This is a genomic window from Buttiauxella sp., from assembly GCF_049686335.1.
Lineage (GTDB): Bacteria > Pseudomonadota > Gammaproteobacteria > Enterobacterales > Enterobacteriaceae > Buttiauxella.
Map to the genome: position 1 here is coordinate 229,169 of NZ_JBAVHX010000010.1, position 24,392 is coordinate 253,560.

At 50.4% G+C, this 24,392-nt stretch carries 20 protein-coding genes; 11 read left to right on the plus strand and 9 right to left on the minus strand.

The features are described from left to right. Positions 1-67 precede the first annotated feature (67 nt). Positions 68-451 (minus strand): hypothetical protein, encoded by a 384-nt coding sequence (locus WBL83_RS09885; RefSeq protein WP_424588973.1) that lies wholly within the window; start codon positions 449-451, stop codon positions 68-70. 42 nt (positions 452-493) lie between these two features. Further along, on the minus strand, positions 494-751 hold the full coding sequence (locus WBL83_RS09890; protein WP_424588974.1) for an Arc family DNA-binding protein: 258 nt from the start codon (positions 749-751) through the stop codon (positions 494-496). A gap of 136 nt (positions 752-887) precedes the next feature. Here WBL83_RS09890 and WBL83_RS09895 point away from each other — a divergent pair, with 136 nt between their 5' ends. The 4 genes from WBL83_RS09895 to WBL83_RS09910 all read left to right on the plus strand — a co-directional run bounded on the left by WBL83_RS09895 (position 888) and on the right by WBL83_RS09910 (position 4,695). Continuing rightward, on the plus strand, positions 888-3,251 hold the full coding sequence (locus WBL83_RS09895; RefSeq protein ID WP_424588975.1) for a phage tailspike protein: 2,364 nt from the start codon (positions 888-890) through the stop codon (positions 3,249-3,251). 317 nt (positions 3,252-3,568) lie between these two features. Next, the gene (locus WBL83_RS09900) at positions 3,569-3,949 is read left to right on the plus strand and encodes a S24 family peptidase (RefSeq protein WP_424588976.1); all 381 of its coding nucleotides are present in this window, start codon (positions 3,569-3,571) and stop codon (positions 3,947-3,949) included. 261 nt (positions 3,950-4,210) lie between these two features. Continuing rightward, positions 4,211-4,387 carry a cold-shock protein gene (locus WBL83_RS09905; RefSeq protein WP_424589364.1) on the plus strand — a complete coding sequence of 59 codons (177 nt, stop codon included), beginning with the start codon at positions 4,211-4,213 and terminating at the stop codon, positions 4,385-4,387. A 71-nt stretch (positions 4,388-4,458) separates the two neighbouring features. After that, on the plus strand, positions 4,459-4,695 hold the full coding sequence (locus tag WBL83_RS09910) for a DUF333 domain-containing protein (RefSeq protein WP_424588977.1): 237 nt from the start codon (positions 4,459-4,461) through the stop codon (positions 4,693-4,695). Positions 4,696-4,743: 48 nt separating this feature from the next. On the opposite strand, the gene dsbB is transcribed toward WBL83_RS09910, so the two are convergent. Together dsbB and nhaB are read right to left on the minus strand one after the other, a co-directional pair. Then, positions 4,744-5,274, minus strand: coding sequence for a disulfide bond formation protein DsbB (gene dsbB / locus WBL83_RS09915; protein ID WP_424588978.1), 531 nt, complete (start codon positions 5,272-5,274; stop codon positions 4,744-4,746). 143 nt (positions 5,275-5,417) lie between these two features. Then, positions 5,418-6,983 (minus strand): sodium/proton antiporter NhaB, encoded by a 1,566-nt coding sequence (nhaB, locus tag WBL83_RS09920; RefSeq protein ID WP_424588979.1) that lies wholly within the window; start codon positions 6,981-6,983, stop codon positions 5,418-5,420. Positions 6,984-7,278: 295 nt separating this feature from the next. On the opposite strand from nhaB, the gene fadR reads away from it, so the two are divergent. After that, positions 7,279-7,998, plus strand: coding sequence for a fatty acid metabolism transcriptional regulator FadR (gene fadR / locus WBL83_RS09925; protein WP_120066807.1), 720 nt, complete (start codon positions 7,279-7,281; stop codon positions 7,996-7,998). Positions 7,999-8,078: 80 nt separating this feature from the next. Here fadR and WBL83_RS09930 read toward each other — a convergent pair whose 3' ends face one another. Beyond that, positions 8,079-9,614, minus strand: coding sequence for a SpoVR family protein (locus WBL83_RS09930; protein ID WP_424588980.1), 1,536 nt, complete (start codon positions 9,612-9,614; stop codon positions 8,079-8,081). A gap of 326 nt (positions 9,615-9,940) precedes the next feature. Between WBL83_RS09930 and WBL83_RS09935 the strand changes: the two genes are divergently transcribed. Further along, positions 9,941-11,239, plus strand: coding sequence for a D-amino acid dehydrogenase (locus WBL83_RS09935; protein WP_424589365.1), 1,299 nt, complete (start codon positions 9,941-9,943; stop codon positions 11,237-11,239). Between the two features lie 20 nt (positions 11,240-11,259). Further along, on the plus strand, positions 11,260-12,333 hold the full coding sequence (gene dadX, locus WBL83_RS09940; protein WP_424588981.1) for a catabolic alanine racemase DadX: 1,074 nt from the start codon (positions 11,260-11,262) through the stop codon (positions 12,331-12,333). Positions 12,334-12,424: 91 nt separating this feature from the next. Here dadX and WBL83_RS09945 read toward each other — a convergent pair whose 3' ends face one another. Together WBL83_RS09945 and ldcA are read right to left on the minus strand one after the other, a co-directional pair. After that, the gene (locus WBL83_RS09945; protein ID WP_424588982.1) at positions 12,425-14,155 is read right to left on the minus strand and encodes a potassium/proton antiporter; all 1,731 of its coding nucleotides are present in this window, start codon (positions 14,153-14,155) and stop codon (positions 12,425-12,427) included. Positions 14,156-14,225: 70 nt separating this feature from the next. Then, the gene (gene ldcA / locus WBL83_RS09950) at positions 14,226-15,164 is read right to left on the minus strand and encodes a muramoyltetrapeptide carboxypeptidase (protein ID WP_424588983.1); all 939 of its coding nucleotides are present in this window, start codon (positions 15,162-15,164) and stop codon (positions 14,226-14,228) included. Positions 15,165-15,277: 113 nt separating this feature from the next. Here ldcA and emtA point away from each other — a divergent pair, with 113 nt between their 5' ends. Further along, entirely contained in the window at positions 15,278-15,886 is a 609-nt protein-coding gene (emtA, locus tag WBL83_RS09955; RefSeq protein ID WP_424588984.1) for a membrane-bound lytic murein transglycosylase EmtA, read from the plus strand. A 131-nt stretch (positions 15,887-16,017) separates the two neighbouring features. Here emtA and ycgR read toward each other — a convergent pair whose 3' ends face one another. Next, a complete protein-coding gene (ycgR, locus tag WBL83_RS09960) occupies positions 16,018-16,749 on the minus strand; it encodes a flagellar brake protein YcgR (RefSeq protein ID WP_424588985.1) in 732 nt (243 codons plus the stop codon). A 230-nt stretch (positions 16,750-16,979) separates the two neighbouring features. Here ycgR and WBL83_RS09965 point away from each other — a divergent pair, with 230 nt between their 5' ends. Then, positions 16,980-17,231, plus strand: a complete 252-nt coding sequence (locus tag WBL83_RS09965; protein WP_424588986.1) for a GlsB/YeaQ/YmgE family stress response membrane protein — start codon at positions 16,980-16,982, stop codon at positions 17,229-17,231. A 197-nt stretch (positions 17,232-17,428) separates the two neighbouring features. On the opposite strand, the gene ygjK is transcribed toward WBL83_RS09965, so the two are convergent. After that, a complete protein-coding gene (gene ygjK / locus WBL83_RS09970) occupies positions 17,429-19,801 on the minus strand; it encodes an alpha-glucosidase (protein WP_424588987.1) in 2,373 nt (790 codons plus the stop codon). A 371-nt stretch (positions 19,802-20,172) separates the two neighbouring features. Between ygjK and ebgR the strand changes: the two genes are divergently transcribed. Together ebgR and ebgA are read left to right on the plus strand one after the other, a co-directional pair. After that, positions 20,173-21,159, plus strand: a complete 987-nt coding sequence (ebgR, locus tag WBL83_RS09975) for a transcriptional regulator EbgR (RefSeq protein ID WP_424588988.1) — start codon at positions 20,173-20,175, stop codon at positions 21,157-21,159. A 159-nt stretch (positions 21,160-21,318) separates the two neighbouring features. Beyond that, on the plus strand, positions 21,319-24,390 hold the full coding sequence (gene ebgA, locus WBL83_RS09980) for a beta-galactosidase subunit alpha (RefSeq protein WP_424588989.1): 3,072 nt from the start codon (positions 21,319-21,321) through the stop codon (positions 24,388-24,390). Positions 24,391-24,392 lie beyond the last annotated feature (2 nt).

Below are 24,392 nucleotides of genomic sequence, written 5' to 3' on the forward strand. Positions count from 1 at the left end.
CAACCTCCTTAGGTGCACCACCTTACAGTGGTGAAAGCGCAATGGGGAGCAAATACGGCATAGTTGATTACTTAGCGACGACAGGGCTTGATTGTAATGGCTGCTGAACAGTTTCAACTGGCTTAGGTGCGCGACGGTGGCGGGCACGTGGGTTGGCCTGTCGGTAATATCCGTCAAGTTCCCATTGAGCTTCTGCAAGAGAAATATCACCCGCCTTGGCTCGCGCTGAAAGACGATCTGCCATTGTGACGTACTTAATAACTACTGGCGTTGATGCGAGTGATTCATCCTGCGCAATGCCTGACTTCATACAGGTAACGAAATTGTAGAAGTCTTGCGGCTCCGGGCTAACGGCATCACATTTTGCCTGAATGTTCATAATGCGGGTGCCTTTTGTGGCGCAACCAGCCAGCGCCATTGCAGCGAAAGCAATAACCAATATCTTCTTCATTCAATCCCCATTAGGTAAAAGTAAATCTCAGCGAGAAACCTGTTATTTATCCTTACTGTAAATGGTTTTCAGCGTATCAAATACAACTTTTTTGAACTCTTCGGCTTGCATGTCTGCCAGTCGCTCGGCGTCGTCGCGGTAGCCCATTACAGCAGACGGCCTTGCCAGTGACTCCTCGAGAGTCGCCAGAATTTCAGCATTCAGGGAGCGGTTATTCATCTTTGCTCGCTGCTTTATCTTTGCGTGTACTACGTTAGGTAATCGCAAATGGAACTGAGCCTCATCCTCTTTATACGTCATTACTGATGCCTCGTCCGTGTGTGGACAGGCATCGTAAAACCTACATTACGAACCAACAATAGTACCATTTTGGTACGTTATCAAAAATTTACCGCAGCTTGCCTGTGGGGATAACTTACGCCTGGAGCAAAGTTAAATGTCAGATATTTCAGCTAATGTTGTGGTCAGCAATGTAAGCCAACTGTTCACCAGCGCTCGTTCATTTAAAGCTCTATCGAACGGTAAGATTTACATTGGCAAAATTGATACAGATCCGGTTAATCCAGCCAACCGCATTCAGGTTTATCTAGAGAACGAAGATGGAAGCCACGTACCGGTAGTGCAACCGCTCATCATTAATGCTGGCGGCTATCCGGTATATAACGGGCAGATTGCTAAGTTTGTGACGGTAGAGGGCCATTCAATGGCTATCTACAACGCCTTTGGAGTGCAAGAGTTTTATTACCCTAACGTCCTTAAATACGACCCAGATCAACTTAGAACCCAACTAGCTTCACCCGGCGGTGCTGGCATGGTTGGTGGTGTAGCAAAACCTGTGACGTGGACTGGTTTTGCAGGTGGAGCCGACCCAACTGGCGTGGCTTCATCTGATGCAGCGTTTGCTGCTGCGTCTGCTGCTGATGTAGAAGTCTACATTCCATCGGGTATCTACCTACTGACATCAAATCATACTGGGAGATTTGTATTCGCTGATGCGTGTCAATTCTCAGGTGCTGGTAAGGCATATAAAAAAGCAGATGAGTTCTTTAAAGACGTAAATCCAAAAGTGGAGATCGCCCGGCATAACCGTATGTTCATAGGTGATGCTGCGGCGCAAAGTGACGGTTACAGCGGTGGTGCAACAACATGGTTAGGGTTGAAAAATGACATCGCACCAAACGGTAGTCTACAACCTGGCCTGACCTGGCCTGAGCGAAATGCGCAGTTCGCATCCTTTACCTCACTAGGTGGCGGAGCCATAGTCGGTGCTGCTCATACTAAACAATTAACTGGCGGATCATCTCAGGCACTTATCGGCGTTGGTGTAAATGACAACGAGACTGTACTGACATCATGCCGTGGGATGTACTTAGACGCCAAGCGCTACGCAAATTCAGTTGGTCCTGCCTATTCAGCAGAAATGCAAATAGCTAACCTTGGGACCTTTATTGATGAATACTCCTCAACCAGACAAAAGACTTACGGGATAGCGCTATTTTCAGGTGGAGACCCTGCAATAAATGGAACCACCAATGATGTTACAGTTGCGCTATCTATAGCAAACAACGGATCTCGTTTTGGTACAGGGCTTACTTTCTCAACTTCTGCATTGAGAGTCATATCAGAAGCGGGACTTCCAGATTATGGCAGGGCCATGACTCTTCGTGGTGGGCAGCGTATTGGTTGGGAAGACTCTGCGGGAGGAACGCGCGCCTTTATAACGTCCTCCGTGTCCGACAATACCCGACGAATGGGTATTCAGTTCCAAAATGGAGTATTTGATATAGTCGGCCCTACAGCAATTGCCTTCAGAGCGTCAGGCGTTGTTGGAGATACAGGATATATCAGAACGTATTCATCGGACGCGGTTAACCAGACTGTGCGATTAACTGTAGAAGGGTTGACTGATGCTTCAGTTAGCCTTGAGGGGCGTGGTTCCGGGAATATTATTGTTAACAAAGCGATTCGCCCTAACGCCGCCAATGCTCTGCTATGTGGTACTTCAACCTTCCCATGGTCAGGCGGGTTCACTCAAACGGCCTTCACCGTCACGTCTGATGAAAAGTGTAAGACAGAGCCACTGGTAATCACTGACGCCATGCTTGATGCGGCGGCTGAGGTCGAGTGGGTGCAATACCAGTATCTCGAACGCGTGGAAGCGAAAGGGCCAGATGGTGCTCGCTGGCACTTTGGTGCAATTGCACAGCGCTATGTTGAAGCATTCAATTGTCATGGCTTGGATGCCCATCGTTTTGGTTTCATCTGTTATGACGAGTGGGAGGACCAGTATATACAGGTACAAACTAATGTAGATGTATTGGTTACTAAGACTCGTACGATCATTGAAGATGTGCTTACTAAAAAAACTCGCACTGTTAAACGCACTGTAATGACAACTGAGTTACGTGATACTTTGGTTGACGCTAAGTTGGAAGATGGTACGCCTATTAAGCGAGTAGTTAAAATGCCTTACCAGGTACCAGAAGTTACAAAAGTATTTATCTTCAATGAAGACGGCTCGCCACACACAGATGAATTCGGTGAACATTTATATTCATGGGAGCCCGTATTTGAGGATGTTGAGGAGTCTTACACGGAGCGAGTGCCAACTGAAATTGAAGAGTCCTATACAGAACAAGCAGAACCTGAGTATGAGAGCGTTCTCCAAGTTCCAGCCGGTTCTCGATATGGCATCCGTTACGAAGAAGCTTTAGTGCTTGAGGCGGCATTACAACGCAGAAACTATCAGAGAGTGCTGGAACGTATAGAGGCGTTAGAGGGGAGAGCTAAGTATCAATAGTCGTCATCCATATCATCCATTTTTGATTTTACCACCCAAAAAATAATCCCGAAAACGATCGCCAAAGCGATGAGTGCTATCTTCATATCTGTGCCCTCTTAGTTTTGGCGTGAAATTTTATAAGGTTAGGTAATGGTACAGAACGCATGGTTTTTCCGTAGTGAAACTGGTAGGTAAGGCATATATTTAAGATAATTCACGGATAGCTTGCTCGGTTTACGTCCAGCTCATATCTCAAGCAAGACTATCGGTTCACTTGATCAATTCTCCTTGATGAAATACTGTATATATACACAGTATAAATTGAGGTGATCACCATGGGCTTCCCATCTCCAGCGCTCGACTTCACAGAGCAATGCATCAGTCTTGATCAAAAGCTTATCAGCGAGCCAAGTGCCACATACGTACTTCGCTCGGCTGACTCACACTGGAAAGCAGGCATCATGTGTGGCGCATATCTTGTCGTCGATAGCAGCAAGACACCATGCGACGGATCAATCGTTGTTGGAACCGTGCATGCCGAGTTCAGAGTTTTGCGGTACCGAAAGTTCCCCGAGCCTCACCTGGAGGAAATCGACAAGCCGGAGAATAAGTTTTCGCTGCTGGATGATTTTGAAGACGATGGGGTGTTTGGCGTGGTGACGTGGATACTGAACGATGCGCGTTCTGGTGAGTTCGACGATGTGCCGGTTATGTGATGGGGCATATAAGGGGCAAAAAATTAGCGCAAAACAACTCAAAACCACTTAAGGCGTCGATTCGTCTTGCGCTAATGCATTGCTATATGACTACTTCCATCTCGCTTCGTCGCACATCCGTTTTTAACGGGACCCTATCTTGAACAAACCGGAATGGGCAGACTAAATCACTAGCCTCATCGAAGAACACGAAAATAAATCGTACAGAGTGATATCTTTGTGATACGGTGTTCTTTCAATAACAAGTAAAAGTAGGTTTTTATCCAATATTTAACATTTAAGTGTCCGTCATGTGGCGGTTCACAGTATCGCACCTCCCCCTACGATGTCCGAGAAACAAATCCCCATGGCGCTGTTTGTATCTTCTGTAAATCAGGGATGCACCTCCATCATCGTCCGATGAGTGCGATTCATCAACATAACGTGTCTGCTCGATAAGAGCGTATGCCGCTGATTTTGCTTTCCCCAGTTCTGCACTGTTAACATTCAGCCTCCATAACGGAGGAATAATGAAAAAAATAACACTACTAATCGGGGCACTCATACTCAGTGGCTGTTCATCGCCCGAACCTGTTTCTCCCAAACCGCCTAAGGTTATCGGCATGCCGAACCCGGCGTCAGTTTACTGCATAGATAAAGGCGGTGAATTGAGAACGGTGAAAACCGATTTGGGTGAACGCGGTGATTGCTTATTGCCGAGTGGTGAACGCATGGACCAGTGGGAGCTTTATCGTCGCGACCACTAATAATAAAAAACCCGCCGAGGCGGGTTTTTGTTTTTCTGAAACCTGAGCTTAACGGCCGAACAGATCACGACGCTTTGGTTTGAAAGGTTGAGCTATCAATACCAATACGGCAATCACCAGGAAAATGGCAAAAATCCCTACCAGCCATTGCACCATATCCAGCGACAGGAAAACCCACTGACGTTCGGCGCAGTCGCCTGTCGCCACAAACACTTGCGGCAACCATTTATCAAGTGGTAACCAGCCTGGGAAACGGGCAGCAAAATCACAGGTCACAAACGGTGAGGGATGAAGCTGAAGCATAGTGTGTTCCCATGCCAACTGCAGACCTTTCCCGGCACTGTAAATCCACAGCGCAATCCCGGCATAACGCAACGGTGATTTCGGTGCAATTGCCCCGACAATTCCTGCACCCATTACGCCGAACAAAGCGCAGCGTTCATAAATACACATTACACAAGGCTTCAGCAGCATCACGTGCTGGAACCACAATGCCACCATTTCCAGAGCAAAGGCTGTGATTGCCAGAAGCAACCAGGCACCTCGCCCGCGGGAGCATTGGTTTAAATATCGCAACATAATCAGTATCCCTGCAGCATGCGTTAAGTCGGCAGTGTAAACGAATTCGCTTTTCGCGCCAGTAGGCACATCAAAATAACACGCTAATTGAATGTTTATCAGGCAAATAAGCGAACGGGCAGTAACCTGCCCGTCAATTTAGCTTAATGGGGTAAAGCGTTCATAACGGGTGAGGAGATCCAACCGGCTTGCATCATCCAGTCCGTTGCTGGCACCAGAGTGAACTGCACGCACAATAATCCGACCACCGTCAGAACCAGCGTATACGGCAGCGCCATCAGTACCATTCGGCCATAAGACAGACGGATCAGTGGTGCCAGCGCCGAGGTGAGCAGGAACAAGAATGCGGCCTGGCCATTCGGTGTTGCCACCGATGGTAGATTTGTCCCGGTGTTAATCGCCACCGCCAGTAACTCGAACTGTTTGATATCGATAATGCCATTGGTCAGCGCGGTTTTTGCTTCGTTGATATAAACAGTACCCACAAACACGTTATCGGAAATCGATGACAAGATCCCGTTGAACAAATAGAACAGCGCCAGCTGCGAATGCGGTTCGGCCTGCAACACATATTGAATCACTGGCCTGAACAGTTGCTGGTCTATGATCACCGCGACGACGGCAAAGAACACGGTTAACAGGGCAGTGAAGGGCAGCGCTTCGGTAAACGCTTTACCAATCTGATGTTCATCGGTTACGCCGCACAGTGCGGTGGCAAAGATAATCACCGATAACCCGATTAACCCCACTTCGGCCAAATGCAGCGCCAGCGCAATCACCAGCCATATGCCAATCAGAGCCTGAACAATGAGTTTCATGCGGTCCTGACGTGTGCGTTTTTGCGCACTTTTGGTGTCGAAATCTTGCAAAATCCCACGGACTTTTTCCGGCAGCTTTTCGCCGTAACCGAGGATTTTTGTCGATTCGAGGAGCACGCAGGTGAACAACCCGCAAATGAGAACCGGAATAGTGACGGGGGCCATACGCAGGAAGAAATCGCCAAAATGCCAGCCAGCATTTTTCGCAATAATCAGATTTTGTGGCTCGCCAACCATGGTCATCACACCACCCAGCGCGGTCCCAACGCCCGCATGCATCATCAGACTGCGTAAAAACGCCCGGAATTGCTCAAGGGTGCTGCGATGATCAGCATCAAGCAGGGTGTCATCTTGTATATCACTCTCAAGATCGCCGGTGGATGCGACGCGGTGGTAGATATCGTAGAAACCCACCGCCACGCTGATAACAACGGCAACCACGGTCAGCGCATCCAGGAAGGCCGACAAAAATGCTGCTGCGACACAAAAGGCGAGGGAAATTAATATCTTCGAGCGGATGCCAAGCAGTAATTTGGTAAACACCAAGAGCAACAGCTGTTTCATGAAATAGATGCCTGCCACCATAAACATCAGTAGCAGCAATACTTCAAGGTTAGATGCGATTTCTTCGCGTACATGCTCGGCGCGGGTCATACCGATAAACACTGCTTCAATCGCTAACAAGCCGCCGGGCAGGAGCGGATAGCATTTTAGCGCCATGGCGAGGGTAAAGATAAACTCTGCCACTAATAGCCAGCCGGCAATAAAGGGGCTGACAAACCAAAAAACCAATGGGTTAACGACTAAAAAAGTCAGTAAAGTCAGTTTATACCAGTTCGGAGACTGACCTAGAAAGTTGCGATACAGCGCACGACCAATAGACATTTCCATCGTGAATTTTTCATGCTCCCGTTACCCGTCACATCTCAAAGGATAGAAGAAGGGATCACCTGCCTCTAACAAAATTGAAATACATCGGATAAATATAAAGTTGCGATTAAATAAGTGGTTTCAGGTTACTCGTGCGCAAGATATCAATCAAGGCATAGGGAAATACTTCCGGAGTGTGATTATGTGCAAAATTAAACCATGATTCCACTTTTGACGGTTGTCGCTGCTACCTGCGCCGCAAGGCATCTGGTATGATGAGTCTCTTTAGCAAAACCTGTGTAATGGAAAGCATACTATGGTCATTAAGGCGCAGAGCCCAGCGGGTTTCGCGGAAGAATATATCATCGAAAGTATCTGGAATAACCGCTTCGCGCCGGGAACCATTCTTCCGGCTGAACGTGAGTTATCCGAGCTAATCGGCGTCACCCGTACCACATTGCGCGAGGTGCTTCAGCGTCTGGCGCGTGATGGCTGGTTAACCATTCAGCATGGCAAACCGACCAAAGTGAATAACTTCTGGGAAACCTCAGGGTTAAACATTCTGGAAACGCTGGCACGTCTCGATCACGACAGTGTGCCGCAGTTGATTGATAACCTGTTATCTGTTCGAACCAACATTTCGACTATCTTTATTCGCACCGCTGTTCGTCAGCATCCGGATAAAGCACAAGAAGTTCTGGCGACGGCGAACAGTGTTGAAGACCACGCTGATGCGTTTGCGAAGCTGGACTACAACATTTTCCGTGGCCTGGCATTCGCTTCCGGGAACCCGATTTACGGACTGATCCTCAATGGAATGAAAGGATTGTATACCCGCATCGGGCGTCACTATTTCTCCAGTCCAGAAGCGCGCAGCCTGGCGTTAGGTTTCTACCACCGTCTGGCAGAAATTTGCCAACAAGGTTTGCACGATCAGGTATTTGATACCGTTCGTACTTACGGGCGTGAAAGTGGTGAAATCTGGCATCGGATGCAGAAAAATTTACCGGGCGATTTGGCAATGCACAGCCGTTAAGCTGGCATTTTCATTTCAACCTCTGTAATACGAAAAACGCTTCCCGAGGGAAGCGTTTTTTTATGGCTGCGAAAGGTTCGCTACAGGCTATTAAGGCGTGGAGGGCAACGTTCAAGCAACTCAACGCTACCATCTTCATTTTGCTGCTCTAACGTCACGTCAAAGCCCCACAGACGATGGACATGCTTGAGCACTTCCCGACGCCCTTTATCCAGCGGTGCGCGGTTATGCGGGATGTAACGCAGCGTAAGCGAACGGTCGCCGCGCAAATCGACATTCCACACCTGAATATTAGGCTCAAGATTGCTGAGATTGTATTGAGCGGACAGTTCAGCACGGATCTTCCGGTAACCTTCTTCGTTGTGAATGGCGGCAATTTCCAGGTAATTATTGCGATCGTCATCCAGAACCGTAAACAAACGGAAATCGCGCATCAGTTTTGGCGACAGGAACTGGCTGATGAAACTTTCATCTTTAAAATCACGCATCGCGAAATGCAGCGTATCCAGCCAGTCTTTTCCAGCAATGTCCGGGAACCAGTAACGATCTTCTTCGGTCGGTGTCTGACAAATCCGTTTGATATCCTGGAACATGGCAAAACCGAGCGCATACGGGTTAATGCCGCTATACCACGGGCTGTTGTAAGGCGGCTGGAACACCACGTTCGTGTGGCTATGCAGGAACTCCAGCATAAAGCGGTCTGTTACTTTCCCTTCATCATACAGATGGTTAAGAATGGTGTAGTGCCAGAACGTTGCCCAACCTTCGTTCATCACCTGAGTCTGTTTCTGCGGATAGAAATACTGGCTCACCTTACGCACGATACGCAAAATTTCGCGCTGCCAGGACTCCAGCAACGGAGCATTCTTCTCCATAAAATAGAGCAGGTTTTCCTGGGGTTCAGAAGGATAACGGCGCGCTTCGGCAACCGTTTTTTCCTCTTCACGGCGTGGTAGCGTGCGCCACAGCGTGTTCACCTGACTCTGCAGATACTCTTCACGGCTTTTCTGCCGGGCTTTCTCTTCTTGAAGCGAAATTTTTTGTGGGCGTTTGTAGCGGTCAACGCCGTAGTTCATCAGTGCATGGCAGGAGTCGAGCAAACGCTCTACTTCATCCACGCCATAGCGTTCTTCGCACTCGGTAATGTATTTACGCGCAAAGATTAAGTAATCAATGATCGAGCTGGCATCCGTCCAGCTGCGGAACAAATAGTTATTCTTGAAGAATGAGTTATGCCCGTAACAAGCATGGGCAATAACCAGCGCCTGCATGGTTATGGTGTTTTCTTCCATCAGATAAGCAATACATGGATTCGAGTTAATGACAATTTCATAGGCCAGGCCTTGCTGCCCATGCTTATAAAGCCGCTCGGTTTCGATGAATTTCTTACCAAATGACCAGTGTGGATAGTTAATCGGCATCCCGACGCTCGAATAAGCGTCCATCATTTGCTCGGAGGTGATCACTTCGATTTGATGAGGATATGTGTCCAGCCGATAGAGTTTGGCGACCCGGTCAATCTCGGCGAGATAGACATCGAGCAGCTCGAACGTCCAGTCCGGTCCATCACTTAGACGTTTGGAATCCTTTGTGGCGGAATCAGTAACAATAGCCATCAGCGCGCCCTCATTGTTGGCGGCTCTCTCTGAATGGAAAGCCTCACTTTCAAGAATAGACAACTCCTGAAACTTAGCCGCTGCAAGCAAAATTATTTCCTAACGATTTACTCATCTGCCCACCCCGTTTTATGTGATTAATACAGAATATTATTCTGTGGAAAATATAATCGTTCGCAGGAGATCCTAATTATCACTATCCCGCTATATCAGGTCGGGATGTGAGGAAAGTCACTATAATAAAGCCATATGTTGAATAACATTTTCATCTGGGTTATCAATTTGTAATCAGAAGATTATTCTTTTAGCTAAATGGTGGAATGGATATGCATGTTGTGGTGCTGGGAAGTGGTGTTGTCGGTGTCAGCAGTGCCTGGTATTTGCGCCAGGCTGGGCATGATGTCACGGTTATCGACAGGGAAGCGGGGCCTGCCATGGAAACCAGTGCGGCAAATGCCGGGCAAATCTCACCGGGTTACGCCGCACCCTGGGCCGCTCCTGGCGTGCCGCTCAAAGCCATTAAATGGATGTTCCAGCGCCACGCGCCACTGGCCATCAGCCTTGATGGCACGCAATTTCAGCTGAAGTGGATGCTGCAAATGCTACGTAACTGCGACATGCGCCACTATATGGAAAACAAAGGCCGCATGGTGCGCCTCGCAGAGTACAGCCGGGATTGTCTGAAAGAGCTGCGCCATAACACTAACATTCAGTACGAAGGCCGGCAGGGCGGGACATTGCAACTGTTCCGTACCGCGCAGCAGTTTGAAAACGCCGCGAAGGACATTGCGGTACTCGAAGACGCCGGTGTGCCCTACCAATTGCTGGAATCCAGCCGCTTAGCGGAAGTCGAACCTGCCTTGGCAGATGTGGCCCATAAACTGACGGGTGGCTTACGCTTACCGAATGATGAAACCGGTGACTGCCAACTGTTCACGCAGAATCTGGCGCGTATGGCGGCAGAGGCTGGCGTGGTGTTCCGTTACAATACGCCTGTCGATCGCCTGCTGTATGAAGGCAAAAATATTTATGGTGTGCAGTGCGGTAAAGAGGTGGTGAAAGCGGACGCCTATGTGGTCGCTTTCGGTTCGTACTCCACCGGTTTATTGAAAAATATCGTTGATATTCCTGTCTATCCGCTCAAAGGATACTCTCTGACCATCCCCATTGCCGACGAGCAAGGCGCTCCGGTTTCGACTATTCTCGATGAGACATACAAAATCGCTATTACCCGTTTTGACCAACGTATTCGTGTCGGCGGGATGGCGGAAATCGTCGGGTTTAATACTGAGTTGTTGCAACCTCGCCGTGAAACCCTGGAAATGGTGGTGCGCGATCTCTATCCTCGCGGTGGACATGTTGAGCAGGCGACGTTCTGGACGGGTTTACGTCCGATGACGCCAGATGGCACACCGATTGTCGGGCGCACACCCTTCAAGAATTTATGGCTTAACACCGGGCATGGAACACTGGGCTGGACGATGGCCTGCGGCTCGGGCCAGATGTTAAGTGATTTAATCTCTGGAAGAACACCTGCGATTCCGTTCGACGATCTCGCGGTGGCACGTTACTCCCCAGGATTCACTCCGACAGGTTCACAGCGTCTGCATAACGCTCATAATTAATACTAAAAAAGGAGTGGACAATGTCCCGTCCTGTTGTTGCGACGCTGAAACTCAGCGCGCTGCGTAATAATTTACAGGTGGTTCGCAAGGCGGCACCGCATTCGCGCGTCTGGTCAGTGGTGAAAGCAAATGCCTATGGTCACGGTCTGGAGCGCATCTGGTCGTCATTACGTGAAACCGATGGTTTCGCGATGCTCAATCTTGAAGAAGCGATTTTGCTGCGTGAACGGGGCTGGAAAGGGCCGATTCTGATGCTCGAAGGCTTTTTCCATGCGGATGAATTGCCGCTGTTTGATCAGTATCGCCTCACCACCAGCTTGCACAGTAACTGGCAAGTGAAGGCGCTGGCGAATGCCAGACTTAAAGCCCCGCTGGATGTTTACCTGAAAATAAACAGTGGCATGAACCGTCTCGGATTCAGTCCGGATCGCGTGCATTCTATCTGGCAACAACTGCGGGCGATAACCAACGTCGGTCAGTTGACGCTGATGGCACATTTTGCCGATGCCGAGCAGCCTGATGGCATCATAGAACCGATGAAACGCGTTGAGCAGGCAGCGGAAGGTGTAGACTGCCCGCGTTCACTTTCTAACTCTGCAGCCACTTTATGGCATCCTGAAGCGCATTTCGACTGGGTTCGACCGGGAATAGTCCTGTATGGGGCATCTCCGACGGGGCAGTGGTGTGATGTCGCCACCAGTGGCTTGCAGCCGGTCATGAGTCTGCAAAGCGAAATCATAGCTGTGCAGAATCTCAAACCCGGTGACGCAGTGGGCTACGGTAGCCGCTACCGGACTCAAGCCGAGCAGCGTATTGGGGTTGTCGCCTGCGGTTACGCCGACGGTTATCCTCGTCATGCTCCAGACGGAACACCGGTCCGCGTCGATGGCGTGTTTACTCACACCGTGGGGGCGATTTCGATGGATATGCTGACAGTCGACCTCACGTCTTGCCCGCATGCCGGCATTGGCAGTCCGGTAGAGTTATGGGGTAACGAGGTTAAAATTGATGATGTCGCCCATGCGGCGGGAACGGTAGGGTACGAACTGATGTGTGCACTGGCGCCACGCGTGCCGGTTGTGACGCAGTTTTAAAAAACGAAGGGTGGATTCGCTTGCGCTAATCCACCCTTCGTTTAAGTGTTGCAGGTCAGAAAAGCGTTAGCGCCATCCGACACAATCCCACTTATTCAGTTTCGTCGCTTTCTACGCGGACACCGATTTTTCGCACCTGGTTATCTTCTTTCTCGGCAACCGTCCAAATCATGCCTGCAAACTCCACCTGGTCACCGACGACCGGTGCAGCACCCAGCATGCCGACCACAAACTCACCGAGCGTTTGCTGCGTATTGACGCTGTCATCTAACTCAAGACCATAGATAGTCGCGACATCGGCAAACTGCGCGCTGGCTTCGAGAATAAAGTCACCAAAGAAACGCTGATCGAGTGCCACTGGTGGCGTCTGGCTAAACATTTTACCCAGTGCCGGTAGGTCACGCTCGCGCCCAATAACACACAGAACATCGCCGACTTGTAACCGTGTGCGGTCGCCCGGATTCATCAGCACATTGTCACGGAACAGGGCGGCAATACGTGTGTCTTTCGGCATTTTCAGGTCGCGCAGGGAAGCGCCAATGCACCATTTATCTTCGCTTAGTTGATACACAAACTGTTCCCATGGGTTTTCCGGATGAATATCCAGCCCCACGCGGGAAACCGGCCAGCCGACCGGTGGCACCACGACTTTGGCTTTTTTAGCCGCCCAACCCAGTGACGTACCCTGTAATAACAGCGACACCAACACCACGAAGAACGCCACATTAAAGAACAGACGGGCATTATCAAGGCCTGCCATCATCGGGAAGACGGCGAGAATGATCGGCACCGCACCACGTAATCCCACCCAACTGATAAACACACGCTCCCGCAAATTAAAGCCACGGAACGGCAGCAGGCCGAGGAACACCGACAGCGGACGAGCGAAGAAAATCATCCAGATGGACAACAGCAATGCAGGTATGGCAATCGGCAGCAAATCTGACGGATTCACCAACAGCCCCAGCACCAGGAACATGCCAATTTGCGCAAACCACGCCAGCCCATCAAAGTTTTGCAGAATACCAAAGCGGCTGCGAATCGGACGGTTGCCCAGCAGGAAACCACAAAGATAGACCGCGAGAATCCCACTGCCATTCAGTGCGGTGGTGATACCGAACACCATAATGCCGCCGCTCAATGCCAGCAGCGGATACAAACCTTGCGGCAGCGTAATACGGTTGATCATTTGCAGCAGCAGATAACCGCCGCCGAGGCCGAGCACAATACCGAGGCCAAACTGCTGAATGATATCCATGAGGAACATCCAGCTCAGGCCGGTTTGCCCATGCTGAATCATCTCAATAAGCGTGATGGTCAGAAACACCGCCATCGGGTCGTTACTGCCAGATTCAATCTCAAGTGTGGCTCCGACACGTTCGTTCAGCCCCTTGCCGCCCAGCAACGAGAACACCGCTGCCGCATCGGTTGAACCAACGATTGCGCCAATCAACAAGCCTTCAATTAAGTTGAGATTAAACAGCCACGCGGCGGCCATACCGGTTAATCCGGAGGTCACCAACACGCCGACTGTGGCAAGAGAAAGCGCAGGGCCTAGAGCGACGCGAAAGGAACTCGCCTGGGTGCGCATCCCGCCATCAAGCAGGATAACGGCCAGCGCAAGGTTACTGACGAGATAAGCAAATGGATAATTATCAAACGGAATGCCACCCACACCATCGATCCCCGCCAACATGCCGATTGCGAGGAAAATAACCAGGATGGGGATACCAAGACGAGAGGAAAAAGAACTCAATAAGATGCTACAAGTTACCAATACGGAACCTAAAATAAAAAGACTGACTATCGCCCCTGCGTCCAAAATTATCTTTCTCCTTTTGACTGTGCCATTCGTTGCCAAATGTTAACACGGAAAGCATTGATTAATTGTGCTATCTGAGCGCCGGATGTGACTTTTTTTGGCTGATAACAGGATGACCACTGACTGTCAGACTGGCCGTTTCTCCATCGTGGTGCAGTTCTCCATACGCACCCAGTGGCAAGGTGACGGTTTCGGGTTCATGCCCGAAAGGTAAGCCGCGCAGAACCGGGATAGACAGGCGCTGCTGCAACATCTGGCACATTTCGTTGAAGTCATACCCGCCGTCATAATCACTTAACGTGGCCCCGTTAAAACTTCCCAAAATCAGCGCTTTTTGGCGCGCTAAAATTCCCGCGTGATGAAGTTGTAGCAATAAGCGCTCAACGCGGAACGGATGCTCGTTAATATCTTCAACCACTAAAATCCCACCATCAACAACCGTGAGCCACGGCGAGCCTATCATCGACACCAGCATCGCCAGATTCCCGCCCCACAGCTTACCGCTCGCCGAACAGGCGGGTGTAGCGCTCTGCCAGCTCACGGTAAATTGGGGTTCGGTAATCGCCTGCCAGAAATGCTGCCAGGTGAAGCTGTTTAACTCTTCTGCACCAAAATTCCCGGCAAGCATCGGGCCGCTGAAGGTTATCGTCCCGGTTTGCGAAAGCAGGGCTAACTGGATTGCCGTGAAATCGCTATGCCCGCAAATTATCGGTGTCCGATCAGCAAAAGCACGTCCGAGGCTCGAATAGTCAATCTTTTCAAGCAGACGAGTGGCACCGTAACCGCCACGCACCGCCAGCACGATGTCACATTCCGGCGGCAGTGCAGATAAATCCTGAATATCATTGAGCCGCTGTTCGTCCGTTCCGGCAAAACGCTGGAAGCGCCGGGGCACCACGGATTGGTTCTCAACCCTGTGTCCCGAGGCTTTCAGGCGCTCAATACCGCGGGCAGCCGCAGCCTGATTAACACAGAATCCTGAGGGGGCAATCAAACGAATCGTGGACATGGCATTTCCTTGCGTAAAGTGAATTGGTTATCATGCCGCTTGAAACAGTGGTTGTCACCCGCCGGTAACGACGAATCGCGGTAATTACGGCTCAGTAATATAAGGATAGATGCGTGAATAAAAGATGGCTGATTGTGTTGGTTCTGTTATTAGCGGGCTGTTCAAGCCATACCAGCAAACAACCTGAGTGGGATGCAACAAAGCCGGTACAACGCGCATTAACCTGGATGCCAATAACCGAGCAAGCGGGAAAAGAGTGGGGCGTAAGTCCGCGTGTGGTGACGGCGATTATTGCGGTGGAATCCGGCGGTAATCCGGCACTGGTCAGTAAATCTAACGCCGTTGGTCTGATGCAGATTAAAGCGTCAACGGCGGGCAAAGATGTGTATCGCCATCTGGGTTGGGGCGGGCAGCCATCAACTAGCGAGCTGAAAGACCCCGCGCGTAATATCTCGATTGGTACCGCGTATTTGAGCATTCTCGAACACGGTATTCTGGCGGGCATTGAAGATCCGCAAACCATGCAGTATGCGTTACTGGCCTCGTACGCAAACGGTGCGGGTGCACTGCTCAGGACGTTCTCATCGGATCGAAAAAAGGCCATTGATGAGATCAATGACCTGAGCCCGGACGAGTTCTATGAATACATCGCTAAGAATCACCCGGCACCACAAGCTCCGCGTTATTTGTATAAGGTTTCAAAAGCACTAAACGCGATGTAACTAAACCCGTCATACTTCAAGTTGCTGGGGTGTTGGCTGCACTCATTCACCCCAGTCACTTACTTCAGTAAGCTCCCGGGGATCCCCTCCTTTGCCGCCTGGCTGCAACTCGAATTATCAGGGTTTATATTTTATTTGACCCGGCCTGCTTTTTCGCGAGCCGAACGCTCCAGCGAGAAGATAATACGTTGCAATTCACGCTCTACAGCTGGGTTTACGTTAAGGAAGCGGAAACTCAGGCGCGGGGTGCTGATAGTCTGGTTTTTACTGTCGATAACTTTACGTTCAGACAGGGTGATCAACTGCATATCAAAATGGAATTTCCCCCACTGCACTAAATCGATTTCAACCTGAGAAAAACGCATTCCCTCCTTCAGCCCTTCCGGCAGAGGTCCGTCGACTAACGCACCCATTCCCCCCAACGATAAATCACACAGCCTGAACTGAAAGGGATCGCCATTTTGCAGCGTGGTGTTGCACAAATAATAGGGATGCAGTGGGGCGGGAATTCGGAAATATTCGCGGCGCTGAACAAACCACAAAGCCGATGGAATAGGGGTATGGAATGCCGGTAAATTCAGGTAACTCACCGGCTTGAGTTCAGGCAATGTAAATTCTACTTTTGCGCCTTCCGTTTCAGCGGTGAAATGAATATTGGTTGCTTTTTGCGCTGAGTGGTTTTCATGCGACTGGCTACCATAATCCACAATCAAACCTGTTGCGGTGACCTCGAGGATTTTGGTGATGAATTGCCCTGATTGCCAACTGAGTCGAATCGGCACCTGGTTTTTATGCAGATCACGTAACACGCCTAATACTGCCAGAGGACTTTGTTTCAGAAAATGCTCGTTATAGTTACTCAAGGCCAGGTCCATGTTGGGTTTTGAAAGCTGTAAGAAATTTTATCGGCAGAAAAGTAAAAAACTTGAGATAAATCTTAGGGTTTTAACGTCGTAAATTCAATAAGTTGGTGATGTCGGTCACATTTTCCTAACACTTGATTATACTTAGCGTACCGACGGACAGAAGTCGCGGTCACGTTGATGTGAATTCTGACTTGTTACCACACACAATAATTAAGAGGACGTTTAACATGGGTATTCTGGCCTGGATTATTTTCGGTTTGATAGCAGGTATTATCGCAAAACTTCTTATGCCGGGTAGAGACGGCGGCGGATTTATCCTGACCTGTATTTTAGGGATCATCGGTGCCGTTGTAGGTGGGTGGATTGCCACGTTTCTCCATATCGGTGGCAGTGTGACGGGCTTTAATTTTCCAAGTTTCCTGGTGGCAGTCGCGGGCGCGATTATTGTGTTGATCATTTACCGAATGTTGCGACGCTGATACCCGTCATACTTCGAGCCGCAGATGCGTTGACTGCACCCGTTCGCCCCAGTCACATAGTTAATCTATGCTCCTGGGGACTTACGGCCTGATCGCCTTTCTGCCACTCGAATTATTTAGGGTATGAATGTTAATTCCGGTTTTTCAACATTCCTGACGGCCCCATTGCAGGGGCCGTTTTACTTTTACTTTTACTTTTACTGTTTCTGGGTGAAGAAATCGTTGTACAACATATAGAGGTGCGCGGCACTCCATGAGAAGTTCGGTGCACCTTGCTGTTCGCCGGTTAACGGGTTGTAGTTCTCACGAATCGGCCCGTCGGTAATCAACCCGTTCGCATGAGCAAAGAAGCGATTCGCCATCTCGACAGCATCAGCACGGTAGCCGTAACGCTCCATTCCTTTGAGCCCGAAATAGAACTGATCAACCCAGACGCGTCCACGCCAGTAAATATCCGGACCGAATGCCGGGTTGGTGAGAGCAGCGGTACCCAATGGCACATATGTGTTGAACTCTTTCGGGTCTTTCATCACCTTCACGACGGCGTCGGCATGCTGCTGAGTCGCGGCGCCATTAAATAAGGGTGACCAGCCCTCTGGCCCTCTGCCACGCGCAACGATAGGTTTACCCGCACAGCCATTGGACAGCGGTTTATCTTCAATGCGGATGTCGTAGTAGAAGCCGGTTGTGTCGTCGAACATACAGGTGTTGATGTAATCGGCGAGTTTTTTGGCATGACTGCGGAATGTCTGTGCGTCAGCCTGCTTACCCAGAATATCGGCCATTTGCGCCAGATAGCTGCTGTCGCTGTACAGGTAACTTGCCTGATCGACTGACTCTTGCAGCAATGAATAGCCTAGCAAGGTGCCATCCGGGGCACGATTTTCAGCGAACAATACCTGCCAGTCTTCGCGTTTACCGCCGTTATCCCGATATCGTTGTAGCTGGTCGGGTTCGATAAAACCAAATACTGCCGCGCCATCGCGTCCAGATTCCCAGGCCGCTGCTACCTGCGCCGGAATATCAATGCTGTCATATTTTCCGCTGCGTAAAACGCGGGTGTAGTTATCGAGGCCGACCATTTTTTGTTCTTTATTGCCGCGCTTAACGGTAAAGATCATCTCACCTTTCGCCGTGTTATGGGCTTTGTCGCGGGTTGCGCCATATTCTGGTACACCATTGCGGTTGTGGTCGCGGTTGCGTAACCACCAGTCGTGATACGCCACCAGATGCGGATACATCTCTTCGAGCCAGGCTTTATCCCCGGTGGTTTTATACACTTCCATTACCGACCAGGCGGCGAGGCTTGGCTTGGTGTTACGCTCGTTCCAGTTGCTGCCATCACCGCCGCGCTCTGCATTAGTGTTATAGGCGAGAAGGTCAGGTACAAAACCTGCATCCCACGGACGAACCGGGTCATCGACAGGTATTTGCCAGGCGAACACCGCACGAATGTTATCTTTGGCCACGTCCGGATTGAAATGCGCCATCGCATAAGCCTGTTTCCAGGTATCCCACGGCCAGGTCTGGTTGCCAGAGAACCAGCGTCCGGTCACTGACGGCGTGACGGAGTCAAACTTCATTGCCCCAGCGACTCCGCGCCAGTTGCCGTTCAGTGTCTCGATTGATTTCACTGCCACCCGAGTCTGCGCCGCTGTGGCATCCGGATTGTTTAATCCTTTTGCCAGATAGCCTTCCCAGCGTTGCTCAGACGCGCTGAGATAAGGTTGCGGATGTTTAAGAATATCGCTGATTTTGGCTTGTTCTTTTTGCACTTCGGCTGCGGTCAGCAGATGCGAATAAGTGGTATAGATTGTGGTCGAACCCGTAATCGTCGCCCTGGCCACAAAACTATGCCCGTTGATTTGGGTGCTCATCGGCAGCGTTTTGTGGATTTGATATTGCGACTCGCCAGAAGTCATCAGGTTCGAGTCGGATCGAACTTTACCAAAGCTCACGCTCAGGCCATCTTTTGTGGCGTGCAGTGAACGGGTGTAGTCAGGGAACGCCTGATCAATCGTCTGGTTGGACTGCGGTTTTTGTTCCTGCAGATGGTATTTCTCCAGCAACTCGCCGTCCCACACCAGCTCAAGAGGTGCGTCGGTGTTGATTTCTGTTGCCAGAAGGGATGAGCGCGACGTGACAAAACGCAGCGTCATTTTTACCGTGACACCTGGTGCGGTAAGCGTTTGAATCAGCGCACCCGGAATGCTGTAAGTCTGCATGGTGAATGCCACTTTCTTCCCGTCTTTATACACGCTAAGACGGTCGAAATTATTCGCCATAAAGTTGATGTACTCTTCGGTCAGCAGCGCAGGGCCCGGGAACCCGCCCATACCTTCACTGTTTGCTGGCAGTAAATGCCCGTGCCATGCCCCATCATCAAACAGCGGGTTAAAGCGCTGATGCTCATCAAAATCATAATCAAGCATCGCTTGTGGCGCGCCTGTGCGGTCAATAACATTTTGAAACTGGCTGGCTTTGAGCGCCGTCGCATCATGATGTGATGACTGACACCCCGCCAACGCGAGTAGCACGGCGAGCGGGGCAAGTCGAAGTAATGGTTGCATGTCGTTTCCTTACCGATAAAAGAGTACAGCGGGATAGCGCGTTGTTATGCCGCTTGCCTGGATGATGATGACGGCAGCGTAATATGAGTTATCTTAGATAATATTTTACTAAAAAATACACTTAAAACAGGAAAGCGATAGCTGGGTCACAACTTGTCATCGCAGCAATACGGGCAAATCTAAGGGTGTACACCGGTCAGTTATGACATTAAGCTGTTATTCGTCATAGTTCGAGCCACAGGGGCGTTGGCTGCACTCCCGCACCCCGGTCACTTTCTCAAGTAAGCTCCTGAGGTTCACTCTCTTGCTGCCAGGCTGTGACTCGAATTATGTAGGATAAGTTATTTTAATCAGGTGATTATTGGGAAGTTATGGCTACATTGAAGGAAATTGCCCAGGCGGCCCAGGTCTCTGTGGCGACAGTTTCTCGAGTGCTCAATGACGATCCGAGTCTGAGCGTCAAAACGCAGACACGTCAGAAGATCCTCGAGGCGGCAGAAAGGCTGGAGTATAAGGTCCCAAGCGCGAAACGGCAGGCCAGTCAGCGGCTGACGTTTGCCGCACTTTATACTCATGGGCAAGAACTGGAAATTAACGATCCCTACTATCTGTCGATGCGCTATGGCATTGAAACTCAATGCGAAAAATTGGGCATCACTCTGGTTTCTTATTACGACTTTAAAAGTGAACGCCCGGTTATCGCCGCCGTCGATGGTTTACTAATAATTGGTAAACCTCAGCCAGCAGCGCAGGCATGGCTTGAGCAACAAGAGCTGCCGCTGGTGTATCTTGATGGGGTCATTGACGATCCACGTTTTGACTGCGTCAACGTCGATTTGTACAAAATCAGCCGCAAAGTCATCGATTACTTTATCTCTCGCGGCTATATGCGCATTGGTTTCATTGGTGGACGAGATGATCCCGCGTATGCCGATCAACGTGAAGAGGCGTTCGTTGAATACGGGCGCAGCAAGAAAGTGGTCAAAGCGCAGGACGTTTATTACGGCGACTTTAGCAGCCAGTCGGGTTACCAGTGCGCGTTAAAAATGCTTGCGACATCAGACGATTACCCGCCTGCATTGTTCGTTGCGACCGACTCGATTGCCATTGGTGTGCTGCGTGCTTTGCATGAACACGGCATCAAAGTGCCTGACCAGATGGCATTGATTAGCGTGAATGATATTCCTACCGCACGCTTTGTCTTCCCTGCGTTATCTACCGTGCGTATCCATTCTGAAACCATAGGCGCCCAGGCAGTCAATCTCTTAATGGAGCGGCTGCGTGATGATCGCAGCATTCCACTCTCGGTTTACGTCCCGGGCTCTCTGCAACTGCGTGACACGACAACCTCCAGCTAACTGATTGTTTTAAGGTGGATTAGCGAAGCGACATCCACCTTCATATCTCCGTCCCCTGTTAATTTATTGTGATCCCATCGCCATTTAGTAAAATCCGATTTTATATTTTAGTAAATATTTACTATTGTTGCCTCATACACACGTAATGAGGATGTTGGCGTGAATAACTGGGAAAACATAGACAAGCAATCTGAGAACCGGCTGCCAGCGCGCGCCTGGTTCCATGGCTACGCAAGTGAAACGCAGGCCAGAACCTTGAATCGCGAGGCAAGTCTGGGCTTTATGCTGCTTAGCGGTAAATGGACGTTTAACTATTTTGACCATCCTGAAAAGGTCCCGTCGGAGTTTTACCGCCAGGCAATGCCAGAATGGGGCGAGATTAGCGTTCCAGGCATGTGGCAAATGGAAGGTCACGGTAATTTGCAGTACACCGACGAAGGATTCCCGTTCCCGATTGATGTGCCTTTTGTTCCCACCAACAACCCAACCGGTGCCTATCAGCGCCAGTTCTCACTGACTCCTGAATGGCTACAACGCCAGATCATCATCAAGTTTGATGGAGTCGAAACCTACTTTGAAGTTTACGTTAACGGTCATTACGTCGGATTTAGCAAAGGCAGCCGCCTGAGCGCTGAATTCGACATCAGCCCTTACGTGCAAGCGGGTGAGAACCTGCTCTGCGTGCGAGTTATGCAATGGGCCGATTCCACTTATATTGAAGATCAGGATATGTGGTGGATGGCAGGGATTTTCCGCGACGTTTACCTGACTGGTCAGCCTCAAGTGCATCTTCATGATGTCACAGTGGTGACTGAGTTTGATGAAAACTACTTTGACGCCGAACTTCAGCTTTCCTGCGAGTTACGCAACCTGACGACGACACCTGCCGAAGGCTATCAATTGCTGGCTCAGTTATTTGATGGCGAAACCTGCGTCGCTCAACAGCAACACGCTGCGCTGTCTGTCCACAGCGATTCGCAATGCCAGTTTGTGATGCCGGTGAAACAACCTAAGCAGTGGAACGCAGAGCATCCGAATCTCTATTTGTTGCTCATCACGCTTCGCGATAACCATGGCGACATCGTAGAAGTGGTACCGCAGCAGGTTGGATTCCGCGATATCGTCGTTCGCGATGGGCTGTTTTATGTGAATGGTCGCTACCTCAAACTGCATGGCGTCAACCGCCACGATCATGACCATCAAAAAGGCCGAGCCATAGATATGGCGCGTGCTGAGCGCGATATCATTCTGATGAAGCAGCACAACATTAACTCGGTTCGCACTGCCCACTATCCAAACGATCCGCGTTTTTACGCGCTTTGTGACCAGTACGGTTTATTTGTGATGGCAGAAACGGACCTGGAAAGTCATGGATTTGCCAACGTCGGCGATATCAGCCGCATCACCGACGATCCGGCTTGGGAGAAGGCGTACGTCGAACGCATTGAACGCCATGTTCTGGCACAGAAAAACCATCCGTCGATCATCATCTGGTCGCTGGGCAATGAATCCGGTTACGGCTGCAACATCCGCGCCATGACCGCGCGCTGTAAAGCGCTCGACCCCACCCGCCTGGTGCATTACGAAGAAGATCGTGATGCGGAAGTGGTCGACGTTATCAGCACCATGTATTCACGCGTTTCAATGATGAATGCCTTTGGTGAATATCCGCACCCAAAACCGCGCATCCTGTGCGAATACGCCCATGCGATGGGGAATGGACCCGGCGGGCTTGCGGAGTATCAGGCGGTATTCAATCAACATAAAAGTCTGCAAGGGCATTACATTTGGGAATGGTGCGACCATGGTTTGCTGGTGCACGACGAGCAGGGGCGCGAGCGTTATCAATATGGTGGCGATTATGGCGACTTCCCAAACAACTATAACTTCTGCATGGATGGGCTGATTTACCCGGATCAGCGCCCAGGCCCAGGGCTTCGCGAATATAAGCAGGTTTTGTGTCCGGTTGCGGTTCATCAGACTGAGTTGAACGATGTTTTGCTGGTGGAGAACCGTTACTGGTTCAGCGCCCTGAACGATATCGAATTACGCGTCACGTATCAGGTCGATGGCGAGATCCTCGCGCAACAAACCCTGGCGGCACCTTGTTTGCAACCGGGTGAAAAAGAAGAACTGCGCCTGAACCCGCCATCGCTACCTGCGGGTGAAGTATTTATTAATGTCGATGTCTTCAAACGCCAGGCCACGCCTTATAGCGAGGCGATGCATCCGCTAGGTCACTATCAAATTCTGCGTCAGGCGGCGACAGCGCGTGATGTGCCGCCAGTTGAACATTCCTCGCCGCTGCACAGCGAAACACGCGGGCACCAGCAAGTCGTCAGTGGCAACGATTTTTCTCTGACCTTCTGCCGTCTGAGTGGCGAGCTGACTTCATGGCGGGTGAATGGCGAAGAGATCGTCGGTCGCGCGCCGCATCTCACATTCTTTAAGCCGACCATTGATAACCATAAGCAGGAATTTGAAGGGCTATGGCAGCCGTATCACATTCACCTGATGCAGCAGCATTTCCGCGCTATGCGACAAACCGCGCACGGAAATGATCTGGTCATCGAAGTGGATACCGTGATGGCACCGCCTGTTTTCGATTTTGGTATGCGCTGCACTTACCAGTGGCGAATTACCCCAGCGGGTCATGTCTCCCTTGAACTGTCGGGCACGCCTTACGGAAATTATCAGGCAATCATTCCAAAGATCGGCCTCGATTTTGGTATCAGCAAACGTTTCAGCCAGGTGGAATTTTATGGCCGTGGGCCGGGTGAAAACTACGGCGATAGCTGCCAGAGCAATCTGATTGGCCGTTATCGCCAGTCTGTCGACAGCTTGTTTGAGAATTACCCGTTCCCGCAAGATAACGGCAACCGTCAGCAGGTACGCTGGCTAACCGTTGAGGACGAAAAGGGGAATGGTCTTTTCATTCAGCCGCGTAAACCGATCAACTTCAGTGTCTGGCCGTACAGCGCCGAAATGCTGCAACAGGCGCAACACATTAATGAGCTTGAAGAAAGTGATTACCTGACGCTGAATCTTGATGACCAAATCCTCGGCCTGGGTTCCAACTCCTGGGGGTCAGAAGTGCTGGATTCGTTCCGGGTGTATCTCAAACCGTTTAGCTACGGCTTCACCATGGTGCCGTTACGTCCGGGGCAAGCGGCTTCATCTCTGGCAAATTATGATTTCCAGCCGCGTTCTGCATGCGCGCATTCTTGTTGAGG